The 21,291-nt window shown below is 70.7% G+C and carries 17 protein-coding genes; 10 read left to right on the forward strand and 7 right to left on the reverse strand.

The window, feature by feature from the left end; translation table 11 throughout:
• Nucleotides 1-105 precede the first annotated feature (105 nt).
• A complete protein-coding gene (locus tag H5411_RS15760; protein ID WP_183124246.1) occupies nt 106-4,119 on the reverse strand; it encodes a Pls/PosA family non-ribosomal peptide synthetase in 4,014 nt (1,337 codons plus the stop codon).
• 676 nt (nt 4,120-4,795) lie between these two features.
• Here H5411_RS15760 and H5411_RS15765 point away from each other — a divergent pair.
• On the forward strand, nt 4,796-6,361 hold the full coding sequence (locus H5411_RS15765; protein ID WP_312878311.1) for a N,N-dimethylformamidase beta subunit family domain-containing protein: 1,566 nt from the start codon (nt 4,796-4,798) through the stop codon (nt 6,359-6,361).
• 88 nt (nt 6,362-6,449) lie between these two features.
• On the opposite strand, the gene H5411_RS15770 is transcribed toward H5411_RS15765, so the two are convergent.
• Nucleotides 6,450-7,271: a ZIP family metal transporter gene (locus H5411_RS15770; RefSeq protein WP_183124247.1), complete on the reverse strand. Its 822-nt coding sequence runs from the start codon at nt 7,269-7,271 to the stop codon at nt 6,450-6,452.
• A 333-nt stretch (nt 7,272-7,604) separates the two neighbouring features.
• On the opposite strand from H5411_RS15770, the gene H5411_RS15775 reads away from it, so the two are divergent.
• The gene (locus H5411_RS15775; protein WP_183124248.1) at nt 7,605-8,048 is read left to right on the forward strand and encodes a DoxX family protein; all 444 of its coding nucleotides are present in this window, start codon (nt 7,605-7,607) and stop codon (nt 8,046-8,048) included.
• A 96-nt stretch (nt 8,049-8,144) separates the two neighbouring features.
• On the opposite strand, the gene H5411_RS15780 is transcribed toward H5411_RS15775, so the two are convergent.
• Nucleotides 8,145-9,542 carry an aldehyde dehydrogenase family protein gene (locus H5411_RS15780; protein ID WP_183124249.1) on the reverse strand — a complete coding sequence of 466 codons (1,398 nt, stop codon included), beginning with the start codon at nt 9,540-9,542 and terminating at the stop codon, nt 8,145-8,147.
• A gap of 8 nt (nt 9,543-9,550) precedes the next feature.
• Complete coding sequence (locus tag H5411_RS15785; RefSeq protein WP_183124250.1) at nt 9,551-11,086, reverse strand: GMC family oxidoreductase; 1,536 nt, start codon at nt 11,084-11,086, stop codon at nt 9,551-9,553.
• Nucleotides 11,087-11,181: 95 nt separating this feature from the next.
• On the opposite strand from H5411_RS15785, the gene H5411_RS15790 reads away from it, so the two are divergent.
• Nucleotides 11,182-11,643 carry a GbsR/MarR family transcriptional regulator gene (locus H5411_RS15790; RefSeq protein WP_312878312.1) on the forward strand — a complete coding sequence of 154 codons (462 nt, stop codon included), beginning with the start codon at nt 11,182-11,184 and terminating at the stop codon, nt 11,641-11,643.
• A gap of 108 nt (nt 11,644-11,751) precedes the next feature.
• Here the strand turns inward: H5411_RS15790 and H5411_RS15795 are convergent, their stop codons facing one another.
• Nucleotides 11,752-12,783 (reverse strand): LacI family DNA-binding transcriptional regulator, encoded by a 1,032-nt coding sequence (locus H5411_RS15795; protein ID WP_312878313.1) that lies wholly within the window; start codon nt 12,781-12,783, stop codon nt 11,752-11,754.
• 165 nt (nt 12,784-12,948) lie between these two features.
• On the opposite strand from H5411_RS15795, the gene H5411_RS15800 reads away from it, so the two are divergent.
• The 6 genes from H5411_RS15800 to H5411_RS15825 all read left to right on the forward strand — a co-directional run bounded on the left by H5411_RS15800 (nt 12,949) and on the right by H5411_RS15825 (nt 18,712).
• On the forward strand, nt 12,949-13,878 hold the full coding sequence (locus H5411_RS15800; protein ID WP_183124268.1) for a TIM barrel protein: 930 nt from the start codon (nt 12,949-12,951) through the stop codon (nt 13,876-13,878).
• A gap of 77 nt (nt 13,879-13,955) precedes the next feature.
• Nucleotides 13,956-15,404, forward strand: coding sequence for a sugar porter family MFS transporter (locus tag H5411_RS15805; protein WP_183124252.1), 1,449 nt, complete (start codon nt 13,956-13,958; stop codon nt 15,402-15,404).
• Nucleotides 15,405-15,406: 2 nt separating this feature from the next.
• Nucleotides 15,407-15,751, forward strand: coding sequence for a universal stress protein (locus tag H5411_RS15810; protein WP_183124253.1), 345 nt, complete (start codon nt 15,407-15,409; stop codon nt 15,749-15,751).
• Between the two features lie 19 nt (nt 15,752-15,770).
• The gene (locus H5411_RS15815; protein WP_183124254.1) at nt 15,771-16,790 is read left to right on the forward strand and encodes a Gfo/Idh/MocA family oxidoreductase; all 1,020 of its coding nucleotides are present in this window, start codon (nt 15,771-15,773) and stop codon (nt 16,788-16,790) included.
• Nucleotides 16,787-17,779 carry a sugar phosphate isomerase/epimerase family protein gene (locus tag H5411_RS15820; RefSeq protein ID WP_183124255.1) on the forward strand — a complete coding sequence of 331 codons (993 nt, stop codon included), beginning with the start codon at nt 16,787-16,789 and terminating at the stop codon, nt 17,777-17,779. Before H5411_RS15815 ends, H5411_RS15820 begins: the two co-directional genes overlap by 4 nt.
• A 66-nt stretch (nt 17,780-17,845) precedes the next feature.
• Nucleotides 17,846-18,712 carry a sugar phosphate isomerase/epimerase family protein gene (locus H5411_RS15825; protein WP_183124256.1) on the forward strand — a complete coding sequence of 289 codons (867 nt, stop codon included), beginning with the start codon at nt 17,846-17,848 and terminating at the stop codon, nt 18,710-18,712.
• Nucleotides 18,713-18,865: 153 nt separating this feature from the next.
• On the opposite strand, the gene H5411_RS15830 is transcribed toward H5411_RS15825, so the two are convergent.
• Nucleotides 18,866-19,267: a winged helix-turn-helix transcriptional regulator gene (locus H5411_RS15830; protein ID WP_183124257.1), complete on the reverse strand. Its 402-nt coding sequence runs from the start codon at nt 19,265-19,267 to the stop codon at nt 18,866-18,868.
• A gap of 105 nt (nt 19,268-19,372) precedes the next feature.
• On the opposite strand from H5411_RS15830, the gene H5411_RS15835 reads away from it, so the two are divergent.
• Entirely contained in the window at nt 19,373-19,741 is a 369-nt protein-coding gene (locus H5411_RS15835; RefSeq protein ID WP_101433691.1) for a DoxX family protein, read from the forward strand.
• 46 nt (nt 19,742-19,787) lie between these two features.
• Here the strand turns inward: H5411_RS15835 and H5411_RS15840 are convergent, their stop codons facing one another.
• A complete protein-coding gene (locus H5411_RS15840; protein ID WP_101433690.1) occupies nt 19,788-21,281 on the reverse strand; it encodes a CoA-acylating methylmalonate-semialdehyde dehydrogenase in 1,494 nt (497 codons plus the stop codon).
• Between the last annotated feature and the right edge of the window lie 10 nt (nt 21,282-21,291).

Genomic DNA, 21,291 nt, shown 5'->3' on the forward strand with positions numbered 1-21,291 from the left:
CGGCTCGCCAATTCTGGGTGTCGCGCTGGTGCGGGAAAGGGATTCGATGCGGAGGAATGAGACATTTTCCCCGGGTGCGTTCGGGCGTTTCGCGGCGGCGCGGGATCAGCGGGCACGGACCTGCCTCGCCTCCTGCCGCGGGTCGGACACGAGCCGAGGCTGCCGCTGGATTCCGCGCGCCGGGATTCCCTGCCAAGCCGTCTCCGCGGGGAGGTGCTCGCCTTTCATGACGAGCGACATGGCCTCGACGGTGGCGCCGTCGCCGACGGCGCTGTCGTAAAGGACGACCGAGCGCGCGCCGATGCTCGCGCCGGTCCGCACGTCGATGGCGGACATTTTCATCACCCGGTCCTCGAAGAGATGCGTCTGCAGCGAGGTGGCGGCGCCGACGCAGGTGTCGTCGCCGAGCCGGACGAGGTCGAATTCGGTCAGGAACGTGGTCGAAATCCAGCAGCGTTTCCCGATTTTGGCCCCGAAGAGGCGCAGTGCCGGTCCCAGCAGCGGGGTTCCGCTCAGCGCGCCGAGCAGCGCGGGCACGGCGGCGGTCTCGTACAGCGCGGTGACGAATTCGGTGCGCCGCACGAACCGGCTCCACAGGGGTTCGACGCGCGGCCGGTAACGCCCGACGACGACCCACTTGACCGCGGCCACCGCGAGCACCACCGCGAGCCCGCCGAGCAGCGCGGACAGCGGAGTCGCCAGGACGGTCGCGAGCGGACCGGCGTTCTGGGCCGTCCACAGCTGCAGGAGCAGGACGAGATAGCCGCCGGCGGCCAGCATGCTGCCGGGCACGACGATGCGGAAGAACTCGATCACGAACCGCTCGAACACGCGAAGCCTGCTCGGGCGGAAGGTGAGTTCGTCGGAGTATTCGCCGCTGTCCTGGCGGCGGGGCAGGCGGATCGGCGGGGTGCCGAGCCAGGAGGTGCCGTTCGGGATGCCGTCGTTCGGCGCGCTGGTGTGCACGCCGATCAGGCAGCCGTCGCCGACAGTGGTGCCGGACCGGAGGAACGCGGCGTTGCCGATGAAGGAACGACGTCCGACGGTGGTGGGGCCGAGCGCAACCTGTCCGTGGCAGTAGGTGGCGCCGCCGACGGCGGCCATGTCGGCGACGAAGCTTTCCGCGCCGAGGGTCAGCAGGCCCGGGTCGAGGTGGGACGCGGTGGAGACCTCGGACCGCGGCCCGATGCGGGCGCCGAGGCTCCGCAGCCAGCCCGGGGTGTACAGCGTCGAGTAGAGCGAGTTCGTCGCGGCCAGGCTCGCCTGCAGGAGTTTGTCCGCGATCCACTTGCGCAAGCCGAACGGCGAGGCCACCGGGTGGATGCCGCGCGGGGTGACCGGCAGGACCAGCCGCTTGCCGAGGAACACCACCAGGCAGGTGGTGGCAACGGAAACCGGCCCGGCGGCGAGGCACGCGAGCCAGCCGCCGGCGGCGCCGTAGGTCAGGTACATCCAGCTGCCGAGCGCGATGGACGGGGCGAGGAAGATCAGCGGCAGCAATTCGACGAACAGCCACGCCGCGAGATAGCCGGCCCGCATCGGACGAGAGTGGTCGCGGCTCGGCCGTGCGCGCAGCGCGGCGATGAGCGGGTCGACGTGCGCGCACTGCCGCGACGGGGAACCGGACCAGTACTGCCCGGCCGGGATCCGCTGTCCGGCGGCCGCCGCCGACATTTCCGCGAGCCCCGCCCCGGCGCCGAGCTCCGCGCCGGGTTCGACGACCGCGTTCGCGCCGACGAAGGACTGCGCGCCCAGCGCGACCGGCGCGATGTGCACCCGGTTGTGCTTGACGTGAAAGGCTTGCACGCGTGCGCCGTACCCGACGCTGACGTCGTCGCCGATGGTCAGCAGCGACGGCAGCGACAGGTTCGCGCTCGCGAGCTGGCAGCGGCGCCCCACCCGGGCCCCGAGCAGGCGCAAGTACCACGGCAGCAACGGCGATCCGCTCATCGTGCCCAGCGGGGCGAGTGCGAGCAGGCCTTGCGTGAGCCACACCCGGAAGTACGCGGCGCTCCACAATGGATACTCGCCGGGCGCCACCCGGCGGGACAGGAGGCGTACTCCGACGACGGGGAGCAGGAACCGCGCGACGACGTACGCCACCGGCGCGACCGCGACCAATGCCCATACCGAGCCCAAAGAGAGCACTCCGGCGGACTGGCCGAGGATCACCGCGACCGGCGCGCCGAGAAGAAGGAGGAACACCGAGATCGCACCGAGTTGCGCCGTGCCCCAGCCGAACAAGCGTCCCGTGCTGGTGCTCCGCGGCCGGGACTGGCTCGGGCGCCGGTGCGCGGGCGCCCGTTCCGCCAGAGTGGCGGCCAGGGCACGGATGGTGGGGTGGGCGTAGACGTCGGCGACGGACACCTCGGGCGCCACGCCGCGTTCCCGCAGGATCGAGACGGCACGGGCGGCCAGCAGCGAATGCCCGCCGAGATCGAAGAAATCGGCGGTCACCGACACCTCGGCCGCGGGCGTGCCGAACAATTCGGCCCAGACCGCGACGAGGGCGCGTTCCGCCGGGGTCGCCGGGGCCACCGCGGCGGTGGCGCCGGAGCGGAACCGGGCGCCGGACGGGCGGGGGAGCCGGCCGCGGTCGACCTTGCCGCTGGGCATCATCGGGAGTTCGTCGAGCGTTTCCACGTAACCGGGGATCATCGCCGCGGTCAGCCGCTGCCGCAGGACTCCGTGCAGCCGCCCGATGACGGCCTGGCGGTCGCGCGCACCGCGGGTGAACGTCAGGTACGCCACCAGGTCTTCGGTGGGGGCGTCCGGGTGCGGCGCGACGGCCGCGCCGGCTACCTGCGGGTCTTCGAGCAGGATGCTCTCGATTTCCTGCAGGTCGATCCGGTGGCCGCGGATCTTGACCTCGCTGTCGGCCCGCCCGAGGTATTCGATCTCGCCGCCGGGGAGCACCCGGCCGAGGTCCCCGGTGCGGTAGAGCCGTCCGCCGCCGGTGATCCGCGGGTCGTCGAGGAAACGCTCGGCGGTCAGTTCCGGCCGGTTCAGATAGCCGAGCGCGACGCCGGGCCCGCCGATGCAGATCTCGCCGACGGCTCCGTCCGCGACCGGCTCCAGCCGTTCGTTCAGCAGGACGATCCGGTAGGTCGGCAGGGCGCGGCCGATCGTCACCGGCCGCCCGGGCAACAGCTGGCACCAGGTCGCGGTCACGGTGGCTTCGGTCGGGCCGTAGGTGTTGAGCATCCGCCGACCCGGCCGGCTCCAGCGCTGGACCAGTTCGGCCGGGCACGCCTCGCCGCCGACCAGAAGGGTGCGGATGCCGGGAAGATCGCAGTCGATGGTCGCGAGCACCGTCGGCACGCAGTACAGGATGGTGACGCGCTGGTCCCGCAGGAAGCGGGCCAGGCCGGAGCCGATGCGGTCGGCCCCGGTCGGCCCGGCGACGAGCGTCGCCCCCGCCGCCCAGGTGGGCCAGACCTCCTCGACCGAAAAGTCGAAGGCGATGGTCATGCCCTGGTAAACCCGGTCGGTGCGCCGGACGCCGTAGATGCCCGCGACCACTTCGATGAAGTTGCAGATGCTCGCGTGGCCGACCGCGACGCCCTTGGGCCGCCCGGTGGAGCCGGACGTGTAGATGACGTAGCACGGTTCGGCCCCGGGCGGCGGCAGGCGCGGCCGGGCCGGGCTCGCGTGGCCCATTTCGGCGGCCAGTTGCTCGGGGCGCAGCATCGGGCAGCGGACGCCGGCGGTGGCGGCCTCCAGCCCGGCGCTGACGACGAGCAGGTCCAGCGCCGCGTCTTCGGCGACGTAGCGGACCCGGTCGGCGGGCGCGGCCGGATCGATCGGGACGAACGTCGCGCCGGTTTTCAGCACCGCGAGCAGCGTCAGGTACATCGGCACCGAGCGCGGCACCAGGATGCCCACTCGCTGGCCCGGCCGGACTCCCCGGCGCAGCAGGACGTGGGCCATGCGGTTGGCGCGCTCGTCGAGCTGGCGGTAGGTGAGCCGGTCTGGGCCGCATTCCAGTGCGACGGAGTCCGGGGTTTCGTCACAGGCGCGTTCGAAGAATTCGTGCAGCCGCACCGGCTGCCTCGCCCGGAGCGGCACCGTGCCGAGGCGCGCGGTGTCCTCGACGGAAATCGACAAATCCTCGCTCAACTGGCTATCCGTTCTGCGATAGGGGAATTCGCGGACGGGCGCGGCATTGCGCCTGGGGCCGGATCTTCGATCCGCACCGCGGTGCCGTCATCGATGCGCACCGCAGGCGAGTTGTCCGCCGAGGCGCATTCCGGCACATTTTCTGTCCTGGCCCGCGGCAGTCCCGAATCGAATTCCGGTACTGCCGCATGTGCCGACCGCGCGCGCATATCCTCGCCTTTCCGGCGATTTCGCCGGGCAGTTCGGACATTTCTCCGCGGCCGGTGGAACGTGCGTCCGTCTCGGGTCCGGAACCGCGCGGAAGACCGGGCGGCGCCGCCGGCGAGCGCGCCGAGGCCCGTCAAGGCGATCAGGCCCCGGCGGCCGGGCACGGCACTGCCGGCGAACGGACTGGACCGCTTCCCGCGGCGTGCTTCACCGCATGCGGGGTCATGACAGCCTTCTCCTGGTTCGGACGCTCCGGGGTCAATTGCCGGGGCAGGCTATGAACCGTTCGCTGTGAGGAGACTGAGAACCCGAAGGCCGGGAACGGTTTTCCGGCGGCCCCCGGAATCCGAGCTGAAGTTTCCCTGAATTGTCCGCGCACGGCAGGGAAAAGAGTGACCATTGCGTGCCGCGGCGACCGCTGTGCGTGTCGGAAGTGCGAAACGGCGTGAGGAGGCCGACACTTGCCGGTGTGCGCGTGCGGAGAGAGTCGTCGTTCTGGGTCGTCGTGGCCTCGGTGCTGCTGATTGCCGGCTGCAGTGCCCCGCCGGACCGGGTGGCGCCGTCGCCCGCTCCCGGTCCCGCTCCGGGGAACGCGCCGGGGTTCGCCTCGCAGGACGGCACGCCGGGATGGGAGATCACGCATCCGGGGCGCGAGCACGCCATCGAAGGCTTCGCCGATCACACCAGCGTACTGCCGGGCACGGTCGTGCACTTGTTCGTCAGCACCACGGCGGCGCACTACACGGCGACGGCGTTCCGCATGGGCGGCTACCGCGGCTCGCCGGCCCTGCGGATCTGGACTTCGCCGCGCGAGGCGGGATCCGTGCAGGCCCGGCCGGTCGTCCAGGCGCCCACCAGCACGGTCGTGGCGCCTTGGCGGCCGTCTCTCGAGGTGCGGACCGACGGGTGGCAGCCGGGGGACTACTTGCTGCGATTGGACGGTGACAACGGGGCGCAGCAATTCGTGCCGCTCACCGTCCGCAGCCGTTCGAACGCGGGGAAAATCATGGTGGTGAACGCGGTCACGACGTGGCAGGCGTACAACCAGTGGGGCGGCTACAGCCTCTACGACTCGCCGAGCGGGCGAAAGGCGCAACGTTCCCGCGCGGTCTCGTTCGACCGGCCGTACCAGGCCGCGGACATGCAAGGCGCGGGAGATTTCCTCTACTTCGAACTGCCGTTCCTGCGTTTCGCCGAAGCGAGCGGCCTGCCCTTGGGCTACGCCACCGACGTCGACCTGCACGCCGACCCGCATCTGCTCGACGGCGCCCGCGCGGTCGTCACCCTCGGCCACGACGAGTACTGGTCCACCGCGATGCGCCAGCACGTCACCGCGGCCCGCGACCAAGGCGTGAACCTGGCTTTCCTCGGCGGCAATGAAATCTACCGGCACATCCGGTTCGCCCCGACCGGGCTCGGCCCGGACCGGCTCGAGATCGACTACAAATCCTTCGCCGAGGATCCCTACCACGTGAGCGATCCGCGGGAAGCCACGCCGGAATGGCGTTCGCCGCCGTTCCCGCGTCCGGAAAGCGTGCTGCTGGGCAATTACTACCACTGCAACCCGGTCCAGGCCGCGCTCGTCGCCGCCGACGACACCAGCTGGCTGCTGGCCGGGATCGTCCACAACGGACAGACGTTCCCCGGCCTGGTGGGCAACGAATACGAACGGGTCGACCTGTCCGTCCCGACCCCGCGGCCGATCCAGGTGCTCTTCCACTCGCCGGTGACCTGCGGGGGACACCCCGATTTCGCCGACACCAGCTACTACACCACCGCCAGCGGCGCGGCGGTGTTCTCGGCCGGCACGCAATACTGGATCTGCGCGCTGGACCCCGGCTGTCCCCAAGACCACGCCGACCGCACCGCGAACGCGGCGATCGCGGCCATCACCAACCGCCTGCTGAACGCCTACGCACAAGGCCCGGCAGGCCGTGCGCACCCCGCCGCGGACAACCTCGCCGCACTCCACGTGCCGGGCGCGCAGGCCAATCCGCGGCCGACCCTGCCGCCGGACAACTCCGGAACCGGGTGATCCTCCCGGTGCAGCGCCCGGAAACCTGTGTGGGCTCGGACCGGAACCGAATGTCCCGCCCGCTGCCGGCTGGCTCCGCGCGGGCCGGTCAGGCTCCGGCGGCGGTGACGATCGCGTCGGTGGCGAAGCCGAGGATCAGGCCGACGAACAGGCCCCACGTGGTGATCACCTTGAGCGCGGATTTCCGTGCCACCGCGAGCAATTCGACGACGACGTACAGGATGGAGCCCGCTGCGAGCCCGAGGAACGCGATGGAGAGGGTGTCGTTGACGAAGCTCTGGCCGACCAGAGTGCCGAGGAACGTGGGCCCGCCGCCGATCAGGCCGAGCAGGGCCAGATAGCCCCAGGAGGGCCGCTGGCCGGTGAGCGGCGCGACGATGCCGAAGCCCTCGGTCGCGTTGTGCAGCCCGAAACCGATCACCAGCAGCACCGCGAGGCTGAGCTCGCCGCCCGCGGCGGAGTTGCCGATCGCGAGCCCTTCGGCGAAGTTGTGCAGCCCGATGCCGATCGCGATGGTGAGCGCCAGCCGCCCCGCCGGCCCGCGCGCGGTCGCCCCGTTCAGTTCGCCGGCCGCCGCGGTTCCGGGACCGAACGAGCGCGCCGCTTTTTCGCGCCGCGCGGCGGATTCGTCGACATAGGCGAGGCCGAGCAGTCCGATGCCCAGCGCGACCGCGAGCACCGCGCCGTTCCCCGCTGCCGAACCGGCGTGGTCGTGCGACAGCGCCGAGTCGATCGGCTCCCACGCGTGCGCCAGCACGTCCCAGAGCAGGAAGATCAGGATTCCGGTCGCGATGGCGTTGAGCAGCGCTTTCATCCGGGGCAACGGCGTCCGGAGCCGGCCGAGCGGCAGGCCGAGGAAGATGGTGAGCCCGGCGATGCCGCCGAGGAGGGCGATCTGAGCGGAAGACATGGGAGTTCCCGGTTCTGCGAAGGGGGCGGAGCGCCAGGACCGTAACCTCAGCTGAGCCTTCCCTAACAGAGGCGGTCCTAAGTTTTAACCGTCGGCTTGCCCGGCCGGGGTGATTCGGGGGCTGATGTCCGGAAAATTCCCCGCTCCATTCTGGACTCCCGCGGTGCGGAGTTCGTGCAGGCCAGCGCATCCGGAACGGCCTCGCGAACCGTCCGGCCAAGATCCAGTGCCGGGTCTGTCCCGGTTTGACCCGCATCACAGCCTCTGGACGGTTCTGCGGCACCTCCTTACGGTAGGCGAGCCTTGCCTAACTTTCCCCGAGGAGTAGCAGCCATGCCCCAGCCCAGTTCGACCGTCGACAAGGCCGCTCCCTTCGCGATCGGCCTGTTCCGCCTCGTCATCGGCCTGCTTTTCGCCGCGCACGGCGCCGCCTCGCTCTTCGGGGTTTTCGGCGGAGCGGTCGGCACTAACGGTGGAACCGTCGCCGCCGGATCCTGGCCGTCCTGGTACGCGGCGGTGATCCAGCTGGTCTGCGGGCTGCTCGTCGCGGCAGGCGTATTCACCCGGAGCGCGGCGTTCCTTGCCTCCGGTTCCATGGCCTACGCCTACTTCGTCGTCCACCAGCCCGACGGGCTTCTCCCGCTGCAGAACCACGGCGAGTCCTCCGCCTTGTTCTGCTGGGCGTTCCTGCTGCTCGTCTTCACCGGCCCGGGAGCCGTCGCGCTCGGCTCGCTGGTCCGCCGCCCGTCTGCCCCGCCCGCCGCAGCAGAGGCCTGATGACCCGCGGCACCGGCCGGATCGCCGCCGGTGCCGCGGAATTCCGTTCTCTCGCGACTGGTTTTCCGGGCAGCCCAAGGACAATCCGGTGCTGCGTCATGCGGTGAGGTGGATCGATGCCGGGCGCGTGGCGGCGTCGTAGGCGGCACGGGCACCGGTGGCTCCCATGCCGCTGTCGCCCGCCGGTTCGTACAGCCGCTCCGGGCCGCCGCCCTGCCATTGGTTGACCCAGACGACACCGGCCGGGATGCGCGCGGCCGCCTCGATGTGCGCGGGGTCGTGGGTGTAGACCGTCGCCGCCAGGCCGAATCGCGACCGCGAGGCCCGCTCGATCCCTTCTTCGAACGAGTCCACCGTCACGACCGGGGCGATCGGCCCGAACGTCTCCTCCGTCATGACGAGCATCGACTCGTCCACGCCGGTCAGCACGGTCGCCGGGTAAAAATAGCCCGGGCCTTCCGGCACGACCCCGCCGATGGGGACCTTCGCGCCGCGGGCGACGGCGTCGTCGACGTGGCGGCGGACGATGTCGCGCTGCCGTTCGTCGGCGAGCGGGCCCAGCACGTCCCGCACCGGGTAGGCCCGCGCGGCGTCCACCAGTGCGTCGACGAACGCGGCGGCGAGATCGCGGTGCACGTAAATCCGCTCCATCGAGGTGCAGATCTGGCCGGTGTTGACGAAGGCGCCGAACGCCACCGCGGCGGCGGTGGCCACCGGATCGACCCCGGCGTCGACCACGACGGGGTCTTTGCCGCCGAGTTCGAGGACCGACCGGTGCAGCAGCCGCCCGGTCGCTGCCCCGATCTGGCGGCCCGCTTCGACGGAGCCGGTGAAGTGCACGAGCTGGATCTGGTCGTGTTCGGCCAGCGGTTTCCCGGCGCGCGCGTCGCCGAGGACGAGGTTCAGCGCGCCGTCCGGCAGGTCGGTCAGCAGTTCGAACAGCCGCACGGTGGACATCGGCGACCGCTCGGACGGCTTGACGACCACGGTGTTGCTCGCGGCGAGAAGAGGGCCGAGCGCGCCGAGCACCATCGGTACCGGGAAGTTCCACGGCGTGATCACCGCCGTGGGGCCCAACGGGTTGCGCACGATCCGCGTGCGGCCCCCGCCGGGACTGTCCACTGTGGTGTCGAAGCCGTAGGACAACGCCTCGGACGCCGAATGTTTGAGCCCGGCCACCGCGGCGTCGATGAACGACTGTCCGATCGCGACCGGCTTGCCCATCTCTCGGCGTTCGAGCTCGGCGAGTTCGGCGGCGTGCTCGGCGATGACGTCGGCCCAGCGGTGGATCCGGGCGACGCGGTCGGCCACCGGCAGCGCGGCCCACGCCGGTTGTGCTCGCGCCGCTGCCTCGACGGCGAGCTCGACGTCGGCGGCCGAGCCGGCGGGGAAACGGGCGATCACCGCTTCGGTCGCGGGGTCGGCCAGGTCGAGCACGGCCTCGCTCGCGGAGTCCCGCCATCGGCCGCCGACCAGGTTGCGCAGGGTCTGCATGCTTCTCCTCAGCCGAGCCGGTCGGCCATGGCCTCGCCGAGCATGATCGTGGCGAGATTGGTGTTGGCGCGGGGGACGGACGGGAAGACCGACGCGTCGACGACCCGCAGGCCGTCCACGCCGAGCACCCGGCACGCCGGGTCGACGACCTCGCCCATCCGGCACGTGCTGGTTCCGTGCTGCGCGTCGACCACGGTCGCGAGGAGGTAGTCGTCCAGTTCGGCGTCGTTGTCGAGGACCCGGAACAGCTCCGGGTTCGCACCCTCCGCAGTGGACGCCAACGCGGGCGCGGTTTCGGCGGTGCGGGCTAGTCCGGCCAGCTTCCGCACGCCTTCGCGCAGCCTCGTCAGGTCGCGTTCGTCGGAGAGCATCCGCTCGGCGACCTGCGGCTGGGCCGTCGGATCCGCCGACGTCAGCGTCAGCTCGCCGCGGGAGTGGTTCTGGTTGAGCCAGACGCCGAACGCTCCACTGTGGACACCCGGGTCGGCGGCGGCCATCGCGAGCACCTTCTGGTTGAGGGAGACGAACATCAGGTCGTCGGCGAACTCGCCGGTCTCGCTGGTCCAGCGGACGCAGACGTTGGTGTGGCGGTCGTGCGGGGACTTGACGGCCGCCGCTTCGGTCAGCGGCAGCGAGATCAGCGCCATCGGGTGGTCCTGCAGTCCGTGTCCGACCGGGAGGTCCTGGCGGACCTCGATGCCGAGTGAGGCCAGGTGCCGGGCCGGACCGATCCCGGACCGGAGCAGGATCGCGGGGGAGTGGATCGCGCCGGCGCTGAGCACGACAGTGTCCGCGTACTCGTCGACGGCGGTGCCGCTGGTGATCACTCGGACGCCCACGGCCCGGCCGGAGCGGAACAGCACCCGGTCCACGAGGGCGTCACCGTGAATCGCGAGGTTCGCCCGGCCGCGGGCGGGTTCGAGGTAGCCGTCGTTGACCGAAACCCGGCGCCCGGCGCGGGAGTTGATCGGGTAGGGCGAGACGCCGGTCGCCCCGGGCGCGTTGACGTCCGCGGCCCACGGGTGGCCGGCGGCGAGTGCCGACCGGGCGAGCGCCGCGTCGACGCCGCCCCAGCGGTCCTGCGGCGTGCGGTGGATCGGCGTCGGCCCGCCCCGCCCGTGGTAAGGCTCGTCGCCGAACTCCTCGTCGTCCTCGAGGCGGGCGAAGTAGGGCAGCACGTCCTGTGGCGACCAGCCCGGCAGAGCCCAATCGGTGAAGTCGGCCATCGGCGGGCGGATGGCGATCTGTCCGTTGATCGCCGAGCTGCCGCCGGTGCCGCGCCCGCGCCAGTAGGGCGCCGCGGGCTGTTTCTCGGTACGGGTGGCGTCGAGGCCCTCCCACACCATGCCGGCGGCGGCCGTGGGGTGCATCAGGGCGACGGCGGGGTTGGGCGAGCGCCATTCCTCGGGCGTCCGCGCCGATCGGCAATCCGCGCCGGCTTCCAGCAGCAGCACCCGTTTGCCCTGCTCGGCGGAGCGGACCGCGAGCGCGGCTCCCGCCGATCCCGCGCCGACCACGATCAGATCCCAGCCGTCTGCACCCATTGAGTCCTCCGGAGTCGCTCGAAGGACTAAACTGTGCGCCACCCGGTGAGTTCAGTCAAGAATGAATGTTCACTTCAAAATGAACGGAGGTGGCCGTGCCCGCCGAGGAGGACGAGCTCGTCGAGGACTTCGGCGTGCACATCGGCCGCGCGATGGGATGGCCGCCGATGGCGGGCCGGGCCGCGGCCCTGCTCATGCTGAGCGAAAAGCCGCTCACCCTGGCGCAGTTGCAGGAGGGACTCGACGCCAGCAAGGGCTCGGTCTCGGAGACCACGCGCCTCCTGATCGTCAACGGCACCGTCGAACGGTTCAAGGAACCGGGCAGCCGCCAGTTCGTCTACCGCTGGCGCGACGACGCGTGGATCGGCTGCCTGCAGCACCAGCTCGGCCAGACCGCCGAGCTGCTGAAGCTAGCCGAACGCGGCCACGAGCGCGGCGCGTCCTTCGACACCGCGCAGCGGGCGCGCCTGACCGACATGCGCGACTACTACCGGTTCATGGTGCGCGGGCTGGAAGACCTGCTGGCCGCGTATACCAAGCAGCACAACGGGAAATAGGCTCTCTGCAGCCAGCCGGGGAGCCGGACTTGGCGACGTTGCTCGCACAGTCGCCTCCCGGCAGGGGTGTTCAGGTCGAACCGAAGCCGCTGACGACCGGGTCCGGAGTCAGCGGACGGCTGGCGGTCCCGTCGTCCCGCGGACCACGAGTTTCGGGTCCAGCACCGTCTCCCTCGGTTCGAGGGTTTCGTCCTCCAGCCGGGCCACTGCCTGCCGCACCGCCTGTTCCGCGATCCGGTTCGCGTCCTGGCGGACCGTCGTGAGGTCGATATAGGACAGGTGCGACAGGTGGTTGTCGTCGTAGCCGACGACGGAGATGTCCTTCGGCACGTCCAGGCCCGCGGTGGCGAAGGCGTGCATGAGGCCCACCGCGCATCGGTCGTTGCCCGCCAGCACCGCCGTCGGCAGCCGGTCTTCGCTCAGCAGCTGCCGGGCCGCCGCCATTCCGGCTTCCTCGGAGTACGCGCCGGGGAGGACGCGCGCGGGAAGCTTGTGCCGGCGCATCGCGCCGCGGTAGGCGCGGCGGCGGTCCGGGGCTCCGGGGCCCTTTCCGCCGTCGACGTGCACGATCTCGCGGTGGCCCAGCTCCGCCAGGTGGTCGACGGCCTGGCGGACGCCGACCGTGTCCGCGGTGTGCACGCTGTCCAGATGCGCTCCCGGGACGCGGCGGCCCACCGAGACGGCGACCGTGCGCCGGCCGAGTTCGGCGAGATACGCCTGCTCCGACTGCGAGCCCAGCAGAATGACCGATTCGCAGCGATGGCTCAGCAGTGCTTCCACCGCCTTGCTTTCGTCGCGGCCGGGCGCGGTCGCGGACAGCAGGACGTCGTAGCCGAGCCGTTCGGCCTCCGGATAGATGCCTTCGACGAGGTCGGCGTCGAACGGCTGGTGCACGGTCAGCACCACGCCGAGCGTGCGGCTGCGGCCGCGGGCCAGCAGGCGGGCGGCGTTGTCCGGGCGGTAGCCCAGTTCGTCCGCGGCGGCGAGCACCCGCTGGCGGGTGGCCTCGCTGGCGCCGGGCTGATTGCGGAACACCAGGGACACGAGCGCACGGGAAACGCCGGCTTTGGCGGCGACGTCGACCATCGTCGGACGGCGCGGCTTGCCCGCCGTTTCCTCGCCGGGCGGCTGCTCGGGCACGGCGTCCCTCCTCTCGTCGGCGTTCCGGCGGGATTCTTCCAGGCTCTTGACAGCCCGCTGTGACAGCCAGCATAGTTCAGTCCACTAGAGCGCGCTAGTAGAGCGCACTAGGTGACCACGACCGTCCCTTTCCCCTGAAGTCCGGGAGGACCCGCCGTGACGACGATGTCCCGTATCACCGCCGGAAACCTGTGCCTGGGTTCGGCACCCGACTCCTGGGGGATCTGGTTCCCCGAGGACGAGCACCAGGTCCCGTGGACCCGGTTCCTCGACGAGCTGGCCGGCGCCGGCTACCGCTGGTTCGAGCTGGGCCCCTACGGCTATCTGCCCACCGATCCGCGGGAGCTGGCCGACGCGGCCGCCGCGCGGGGCCTGCGGGTTTCCGGCGGCACCACGTTCGGCGCGCTGCACCGTCCCGAGGCGTTCGAGGAGACGGTCGCGACCGCCCGCCGGGTCGCCGCGCTGACCGCCGCCGCGGCCGCGCACCACCTGGTCTTCATCCCGCCGATGTACCGCGACGAGAAGACCGGCGCGTACACCGAGGACCCGCGGCTGACGGCCGAGCAGTGGAACTCGCTCGGCGGCCGCGCGAACGAACTGGGCCGGATCCTGCTGGAGGAGTACGACGTCCGGCTGGTGCTGCATCCGCACGCGGACAGCCACATCCAGACCCAGCCGGAGATCGAGCGGTTCCTGAACGAGACCGATTCCCGGTACGCGAACCTGTGCCTCGACACCGGCCACGTCGCCTACGGCGGCGGGGACAACCTCGACCTGATCCGCCGGTTCGGCGAGCGCGTCGGGTACGTGCACATCAAGCAGATGGACCCGGCCGTGCTCGAGCAGGTCGCCGCGGAAGGGCTGTCGTTCGGCGAGGCGGTCAAGCGAGGCGTCTGCGTCGAACCGCCCGCCGGGGTGCCGGATCCCGCCTCGGTCGTCGACGCACTGTCCACACTGGACGCGGAGCTGTTCGTGATCGTGGAACAGGATCTCTACCCGTGCGCCGCGGAGGTGCCGCTGCCGATCGCGGTGCGCACGCGCGAATATCTCGCCGCGCAGGGGTTGAGCGGCAGTACCCGCCCGCGTCTGGGCTGAACGCTTTCCGGGGAACCACAGGGAACTTACTGATCCGCGCCAGTGGGGTCTGGCGCACGGGGCAATGGAGCACCCACATGAATCAGGTCCGGGCAACGACGCCGCCTGCCGTGCCGCTCGACGAAAAGGGACCGCATTCCCGCCGGCTGCGGCTGGTCACCGTGATCGCGACCTTCGGCGGCCTGCTTTTCGGCTACGACACCGGAGTCATCAACGGCGCCCTGCCGTACATGAAGACCGACCTCGGCTTGTCGCCGTTCACCGAGGGACTCGTCACGAGTTCGCTGCTGCTGGGCGCCGCGCTCGGCGCGGTGGTCGGCGGGCGGCTGTCGGACCGGCGGGGCCGCCGCCGGAACATCCTGATGCTGGCCGTGATCTTCCTGATCGGCACGCTCGGCTGCACGCTCGCGCCGACCACGGCGATCATGGTGCTCAGCCGGTTCGTCCTCGGCCTGGCCGTCGGCGGCGCGTCGGTCACCGTGCCGACGTACCTCGCCGAGGTCTCGCCCGCCGAGCGGCGCGGGCGGCTGGTCACCCAGAACGAGCTGATGATCGTCTCCGGCCAGCTGCTCGCTTTCACGTTCAACGCGATCATCGGCAACTCCTTCGGGGAAACCGGCGGGGTCTGGCGCTGGATGCTCGTCATCGCGACGCTGCCCGCGGTCGTGCTGTGGTTCGGCATGCTGGTGATGCCGGAAAGCCCGCGTTGGCTGGCCTCGAAGGACCGGTTCGGCGACGCGCTGGCCGTGCTCCAGCAGGTCCGCTCCGCGCGGCGGGCCGAGGCCGAACTCGCCGAGGTGCGGCAGCTGGCGATCGAGGACAAGAAGTCGCAGACCGGCGGGCTGCGCGACCTGGCGACCCCGTGGATCCGGCGGCTGGTGCTCGTCGGCATCGGGATCGCGATCGTCCAGCAGATCACCGGCGTCAACTCGATCATGTACTACGGCACGCAGATCCTCACCGACGCCGGGTTCTCCGCGGACAGCGCGCTGACCGCGAACATCGCCAACGGCGTGATCTCGGTGCTCGCCACGTTCGTCGGGATCTACCTGCTGGGCAAGGTGAACCGGCGGCCGATGCTGATCGCGGGCCAGGTCGGCACCACCGGCGCGCTGCTGCTGATCGGCGTGTTCTCGCTGCTGCTGCCCGCCGGGGAAGGCCGCGCGTACGTCGTGCTCGTGCTGACGGTCACGTTCCTCGCCTTCCAGCAGGGCGCGATCTCCCCGGTCACCTGGCTGATGCTCTCGGAGATCTTCCCGCTGAAACTGCGCGGGTTCGGGATGGGCATCGCGGGACTGGTGCTGTGGCTGACGAACTTCGCGATCGGCCTGACGTTCCCGATGCTGGTCGCCGCGCTGCACATCTCGACGACGTTCTTCATCTTCGTCGGGCTCGGCGTCGTCGCCATCACGTTCGTGGCGAAGTACGTCCCGGAAACCCGCGGGCGTTCGCTGGAGACGCTCGAAGTCGAGCTGCACAGCCGATTCGACCGGTCCCAGCCGGTCGCGGCCGGAAAGGAGAACTGACCATGTCCGTCCTCGCGGCCGTGACCGATTCCGAAGAGGGCGATCTCGCCCTCGCCCGGGGCATCGCCGAAGCCCGGTTGCGCGGCACGAAGCTGCTGGTCGCCAACCTGCGGCTGAGCCCGTTGGAGGTGCCCGGCGCGGCGGAGGTCCTGGAACGCCGCCCGGGAGTGGACATCGCCGAGCACGTGCTCGACCTGCTCGACGAGCGGGCGGGAGAAGTCGAACTGCTGGTGATCGGCATGAAGCGCCGGTCGCCGGTGGGGAAACTCGTGCTCGGCAGTGTCGCGCAGCGGCTGCTGCTCGGCGCGGAAGTGCCTGTCCTGGCTGTGAAAACAGCTGAACGCTGAGAAGAAAGGAGATCCCGCTGTGACCGTACGCGTGGGAGTGATCGGGGCCGGGATGATCGGCCAGGACCACGTCCGCCGGCTGACCGAGGTGGTGCACGGGGCGGAGGTGACCGCGGTGACCGACCTCGACGCCGAGCGGGCCGCGACGGTCGCCGCGGCGGTCGGCGCCCAGGCCGCGGCCGACGGGGCCGAGCTGATCGGACTGTCCGAAGTGGACGCCGTGCTGGTCACGTCGTGGGGGCCGACGCACGCCGAGCACGTGCTGGCCGCGATCGCCGCCGGGAAACCGGTGTTCTGCGAGAAACCGCTCGCCACCACGGCGGAGGACTGCCTGCGCATCGTGGAGGCGGAAATCGCCTATGGGCGACGGCTCGTCCAGGTCGGTTTCATGCGCCGCTACGACGCCGGGTACCGCGAGCTGAAGCGGGTGCTGGACGCCGGGGAGATCGGCACCCCGTTGATGGTGCACTGCGCGCATCGCAACCCGACCGTCCCGGAGAGCTACCACTCCGAGATGGCCGCGCAGGACACCGCCGTGCACGAGATCGACGTGCTGCGCTGGCTGCTGTCCGACGAGATCGTGTCGGCGCAGGTGATCACGCCGCGGCCGACCGCCAAGCGGTTCGAGCACCTGCGCGACCCGCAGATCATGCTGTTCGAAACCGCCGCCGGGGTGCGGATCGACCTCGAGGTGTTCGTCAACTGCCAATACGGCTACGACATCCAGTGCGAGACGGTGGGGGAGACCGGGCTGGCCCGGCTGCCGGAGCCGGCGCGGCTCGCCGTCCGCAGCGGCGACGCGACCCGCGTCGCCGTGCCCCAGGACTGGAAGGAACGGTTCGGCACCGCGTTCGACGTCGAGTTCCAGGAATGGATCGACACGCTCGACGCCGGCGGCGAGCCGACCGGACCGTCCTCTTGGGACGGTTACGCCGCGACGGTGATCTCCGATGCGACCGTGGAGGCGCTGAAGAGCGGCCGGGTCGTCGGCGTGACGATGAAGGACCGGCCCGCATTCTACGCGGAGGGCGCACGGTGAAGCTGGGCGCCTACACCGCCTGCCTGCACGACCACACGCTGGCCGAGGCGCTCGACGTGCTGCGGGCCAACGGGTTGACCTCGGCGGAGGTGAACAGCGGCGGGTTCCTGCCCGCCCCGCATTGCCCGGTCGACCTCCTGTTGTCCTCGGCCACCGCGCGCCGCGAGTACCTGGCGGAGTTCGCCGAGCGCGACATGGAGCTGACCGCTTTGAACTGCAACGGGAATCCGCTCAACCCGCTGCCCGGCGTCGGGCCGAAGCACGCGGAGGACCTCCGTCGCAGCATCCGGCTGGCCGGGCAGCTCGGCGTGCGGCACGTGGTGACCATGTCTGGCACCCCGGGGTCCGATCCGGACGCGAAGTACCCGTCGTGGGTGGTGAACCCGTGGGACGGCGTGTACCTGGACGTCCTGGACTACCAATGGGATGTCGCGGCCGAGTTCTGGAACGAGATCGACGCGCTGGCGCGGGAGAACGGCGTGCGGGTCGCGATCGAAATGCATCCGCACAACCTGGCCTTCTCGCCGGTGACGCTGAAACGGCTGGTCGACGAGACCGGCGCGACGAATCTCGGCGCGGAGATGGACCCGTCGTACCTGATGTGGCAAGGCATGGACGTGGTCGAGTGCATCCGGTGGCTCGGGCCGCTGGTGTTCCACGCCGCGGCCAAGGACGCGACGCTCTGCCCCGGGGCCGACGTCCGCGGCGTGCTCGACACGTCGTTCACCCGGGTGCCGGCCGGTGCTCCGGGACGGGTCCCGACCGGCATCGGCCACTGGTGCTCCGCCTGGCCGGAGGACCCGGCCTGGAAGTTCGTCGCGGTCGGTCTCGGGCACGACGCGGCCTACTGGACCGGGTTCCTGCGCGCGCTGGCCGAGGTCGACCCGGAGATCGCGGTGAACATCGAACACGAGGACGCCGCGTACTCGCAGACCGAAGGGCTCGCGCTGGCGGCGAAGAACCTGCACGCCGCCGCGCGCGGCCTCTGAACGCATCTGTCCGAAGGGCGGCCGGGAGCAGTGCCCGGCCGCCCTGTCCCATTTCCGGAGGAAACCGTGAAACTCGCTCTCGACCCGCAGATGTTCTACGCGACCCATTCCGTGCTCGACCTGCCCGACGTCGTCGCGCGGACGGGCTACTCCTGGATGGAGCTGTCGCCGAAAGCCGACTTCATCCCGTTCTTCTCCCATCCGCGCGCGGACGACGCCACGGTGGCGAAACTGCGCAAGCGCGCCGCGGACGCCGGGGTCGGCATCGCGTCGGTGCTGCCGGTGCTGCGCTGGTCCGGTCCGGGGGAGGAGGAACGGCAGGCGGCGGTCCGGGCGTGGAAGCGGGCCGTCCAGATCGCGGTCGATCTCGGCGTCGACACTATGAATTCGGAGTTCAACGGCCGTCCGGAGGCCGCCGAGTTCGCCGAAAGCCAGTTCCTGCGCTCGATGGACGAGCTGATCCCGGTGTTCGAACGCGAGGGCATGAAGCTGGTGCTGGAACCGCATCCGGACGACTTCATCGAGGACGGCCATGCCGCCGTGCGGTTCGTGCGCGGGTTGAACCGCGAGTGGATTTCGTTCCTCTACTGCACTCCGCACACGTTCCACCAGGGCAACGACGCGGCCGGCATCATCGCCGAGGCCGCGGAGAAGGTCACCTATGTGCACCTGGCCGACACGCTGGACCACACGGCGTCGAACGGCCTGCGCTACATCGTGAACCCGCCCGGCTCGACCGTCCGAGTCCACCAGCACGCCGAGATCGGCCGCGGCGAGGTGGACTTCGACGAGGTGTTCGGCGCCCTCGCCGACGTGGGGTTCGACGGGGTGGTGTCGTCGTGTGTGTTCGGCTGGGAGGAGCGGGCGGAGGAGATTTCGGTGCGGCAGCGGGAGAAGGCGACTGGGTTGGTTGAGAAGCACTTCGGCGCGTAATCACGGGGTCCGGGTCCGCTCTGAACCGCGACCCCGGACCTTGACCGTGTAGGAGCAAGCCAGCGGCCGGGGCGGAACGTCGGTTCGCAACGATTCTCTCGTTCCGGCCGCTGCGCGCCATCATCAGCGGCACCAGCGTCCGCCCGGAAGCGGTCAGTGGCCTCCCGGGCCGTCCGCTGTGTCGGCGCGGTGCCGGGATCGGTGGGCGTTGATCTCCTCGCGATGCGCCATCGCCCACTCCGCCAGCGCCATCACCAGCGGCACCAGCGTCCGGCCGAGGTCAGTGAGTTCGTACTCGACCCGAGGCGGCACCTCGGCGAAGGCGGTGCGCGCCACCAGTCCGTCCTCGACTAATCGTCGCAGGGTCAGCGTCAGCATCCGCTGCGAAACACCGGCGATCGCTTGTTCCAGTTCGCCGAACCGCCGCGGCCCGGCACGCAGGGTGCCGACCACGAGCATGCTCCACTTGTCGCCGATCCGGTCCAGAACCTCCCGGACCGCGCCGCCCTCCCGGATTCGCGGCGGAACGGCCGGCTTCGGTGTGACCTCCGACATATCCGTGGCTCCGTTCCTGGACACATACACCGGTGTGCCTTTTGCGGGCGCCCCCGTGCGCGCAGATCATCAGGCTACGCACAGGTCGCAAGGAGGGGGTATCCAGTGGACATCGCACTGTGGATCGGCCAGGGACTGCTTGCCGCGGTGTACCTCGCCGCGGGCGGGCTCAAGGTCGTGCGCTCTCGAGAGCACTTGATCGCGACGGGCAGCCTGGACTGGATGAAGGATTCGTCGGACGCCGGAGTGAAGGTGGTCGGGCTGGTCGAACTCCTGGGTGCGCTCGGCGTGGTGCTGCCGTGGCTGACCGGGATCGCGCCGATCCTCACCCCGGTCGCCGCGGCTGGCCTGGCTGTCGTGCAGCTCTTCGCGTTGCGGGTGCATGTGCTCCGGGCCGAGCGAACGCCGTTGCCGGTCAACGTTTTCCTGCTGCTGCTCGCCGTGTTCGTCGCGGTCGGCCGGTTCGCCGGGTGAAGGGCTGGGGCACGCTCGGAAGGACCGGGCGGGCCCCAGCCCGGATTCAGTTGGCGGTGGGGAAGTTGAACGCCGCCCCGTGCGCCTCAGTCTCCGGCCACCGGGTCGTGACGACCTTCGCCCGGGTGTAGAACCGGACTCCCGCGGGGCCGTGGATGGGGCTGTCGCCGATGAGCGAGTCTTTCCAGCCGCCGAAGGAGTAGTACGACATCGGGACCGGGATCGGGACGTTGACGCCGATCATGCCGACCTTGACCCCGCGCTGGAAGCGGCGCGCCGCCTCGCCGCTGCCGGTGAAGATCGCGGTGCCGTTGCCGTACGGGTTGGCGTTGATCAGCGCGATCGCCTCGTCCACTGTGGACACGCGGACGACGGCCAGCACCGGGCCGAAGATTTCCTCTTGGTAGGCCTGCATTTCGGTCGTCACGTGGTCCAAAAGGGACGGTCCGACGAAGAAGCCCTCCTCGTACCCTTCGACGGACCGGCCGCGTCCGTCGACCACGACGGTGGCGCCTTCCTCCGCGCCCCGGGCGACCGCGGCGACGACGCGATCGCGGGCGGCGGCGGTGACAACCGGGCCCATGTCGCTCGAGGAGTCCGATCCGGGGCCGACCTTGACCTCGTTCGCCTTGCGTTCCAGCACCCCGATCAGCCGGTCGCCCGCGTCGCCGACCGCGACCGCGACGGAGATCGCCATGCACCGCTGCCCGGCGGAGCCGAACGCGGCGGCGGTGAGGTGGTTGGCGGCGTATTCGAGGTCGGCGTCGGGCAGCACGACGGCGTGGTTCTTCGCGCCGCCGAGGGCCTGGACGCGCTTGCCGGTCGCGGTGCCGCGCTCGTGCACGTACTTGGCGATCGGGGTGGAGCCGACGAACGACACCGCGGCGATGTCCGGGTGGTCGAGGATCGCGTCGACCGCCACCTTGTCGCCGTGGACGACGTTGAACACGCCGTCGGGCAGCCCGGCCTCGGCGTAGAGCTGCGCGACCAGGTTGGACGCGGACGGGTCGCGTTCGCTGGGCTTGAGCACGAAGGTGTTGCCGGTGGCGATCGCGACCGGGTGCATCCAGAGCGGCACCATGATCGGGAAGTTGAACGGCGTGATGCCGGCGACCACGCCCAGGGGCTGCCGGAAGTCGTGCACGTCGACGCCGCGCGAGACCTGGTCGGAGAAGCTGCCCTTGAGCGCGTCGGCGATGCCGCAGGCGTATTCGACGACCTCGCGGCCGCGCACGATTTCGCCGCGCGCGTCGTCGATCACCTTGCCGTGTTCGCTCGAGATGATCCGCGCCAGCTCGTCCTCGTGCTTCACCAGCAGCTCGCGGAACGCGAACAGGACGCGGGTGCGCTGGGTCAGCGACGAATCGCTCCAGGCCTCGAAAGCCTTGCTCGCGGCGGCGACGGCGGTGTCCACGTCCGCGGACTCGGCGAGCAGCACGGCCGACTGCTGCCGCCCGGTCGCCGGGTCGTAGACCGGCGCGGTGCGCGTCGAGCCGCCCGGCGTCGCGGTGCCGTTGATCCAGTGTTCGATGGTGTTCACGCTGCTCCTA

Origin of the sequence: Amycolatopsis echigonensis (assembly GCF_014174495.1) — a bacterium.
Lineage (GTDB): Bacteria > Actinomycetota > Actinomycetes > Mycobacteriales > Pseudonocardiaceae > Amycolatopsis > Amycolatopsis echigonensis.

Coding starts and splice junctions, on each gene's coding strand:
- H5411_RS15800 (WP_183124268.1), top strand. CDS start 12,949: ATGTCCCGTATCACCGCCGGAAACCTGTGCCTGGGTTCGGCACCCGAC.
- H5411_RS15775 (WP_183124248.1), top strand. CDS start 7,605: ATGCCCCAGCCCAGTTCGACCGTCGACAAGGCCGCTCCCTTCGCGATC.
- H5411_RS15780 (WP_183124249.1), bottom strand. CDS start 9,542: ATGCAGACCCTGCGCAACCTGGTCGGCGGCCGATGGCGGGACTCCGCG.
- H5411_RS15770 (WP_183124247.1), bottom strand. CDS start 7,271: ATGTCTTCCGCTCAGATCGCCCTCCTCGGCGGCATCGCCGGGCTCACC.
- H5411_RS15830 (WP_183124257.1), bottom strand. CDS start 19,267: ATGTCGGAGGTCACACCGAAGCCGGCCGTTCCGCCGCGAATCCGGGAG.
- H5411_RS15785 (WP_183124250.1), bottom strand. CDS start 11,086: ATGGGTGCAGACGGCTGGGATCTGATCGTGGTCGGCGCGGGATCGGCG.
- H5411_RS15810 (WP_183124253.1), top strand. CDS start 15,407: ATGTCCGTCCTCGCGGCCGTGACCGATTCCGAAGAGGGCGATCTCGCC.
- H5411_RS15805 (WP_183124252.1), top strand. CDS start 13,956: ATGAATCAGGTCCGGGCAACGACGCCGCCTGCCGTGCCGCTCGACGAA.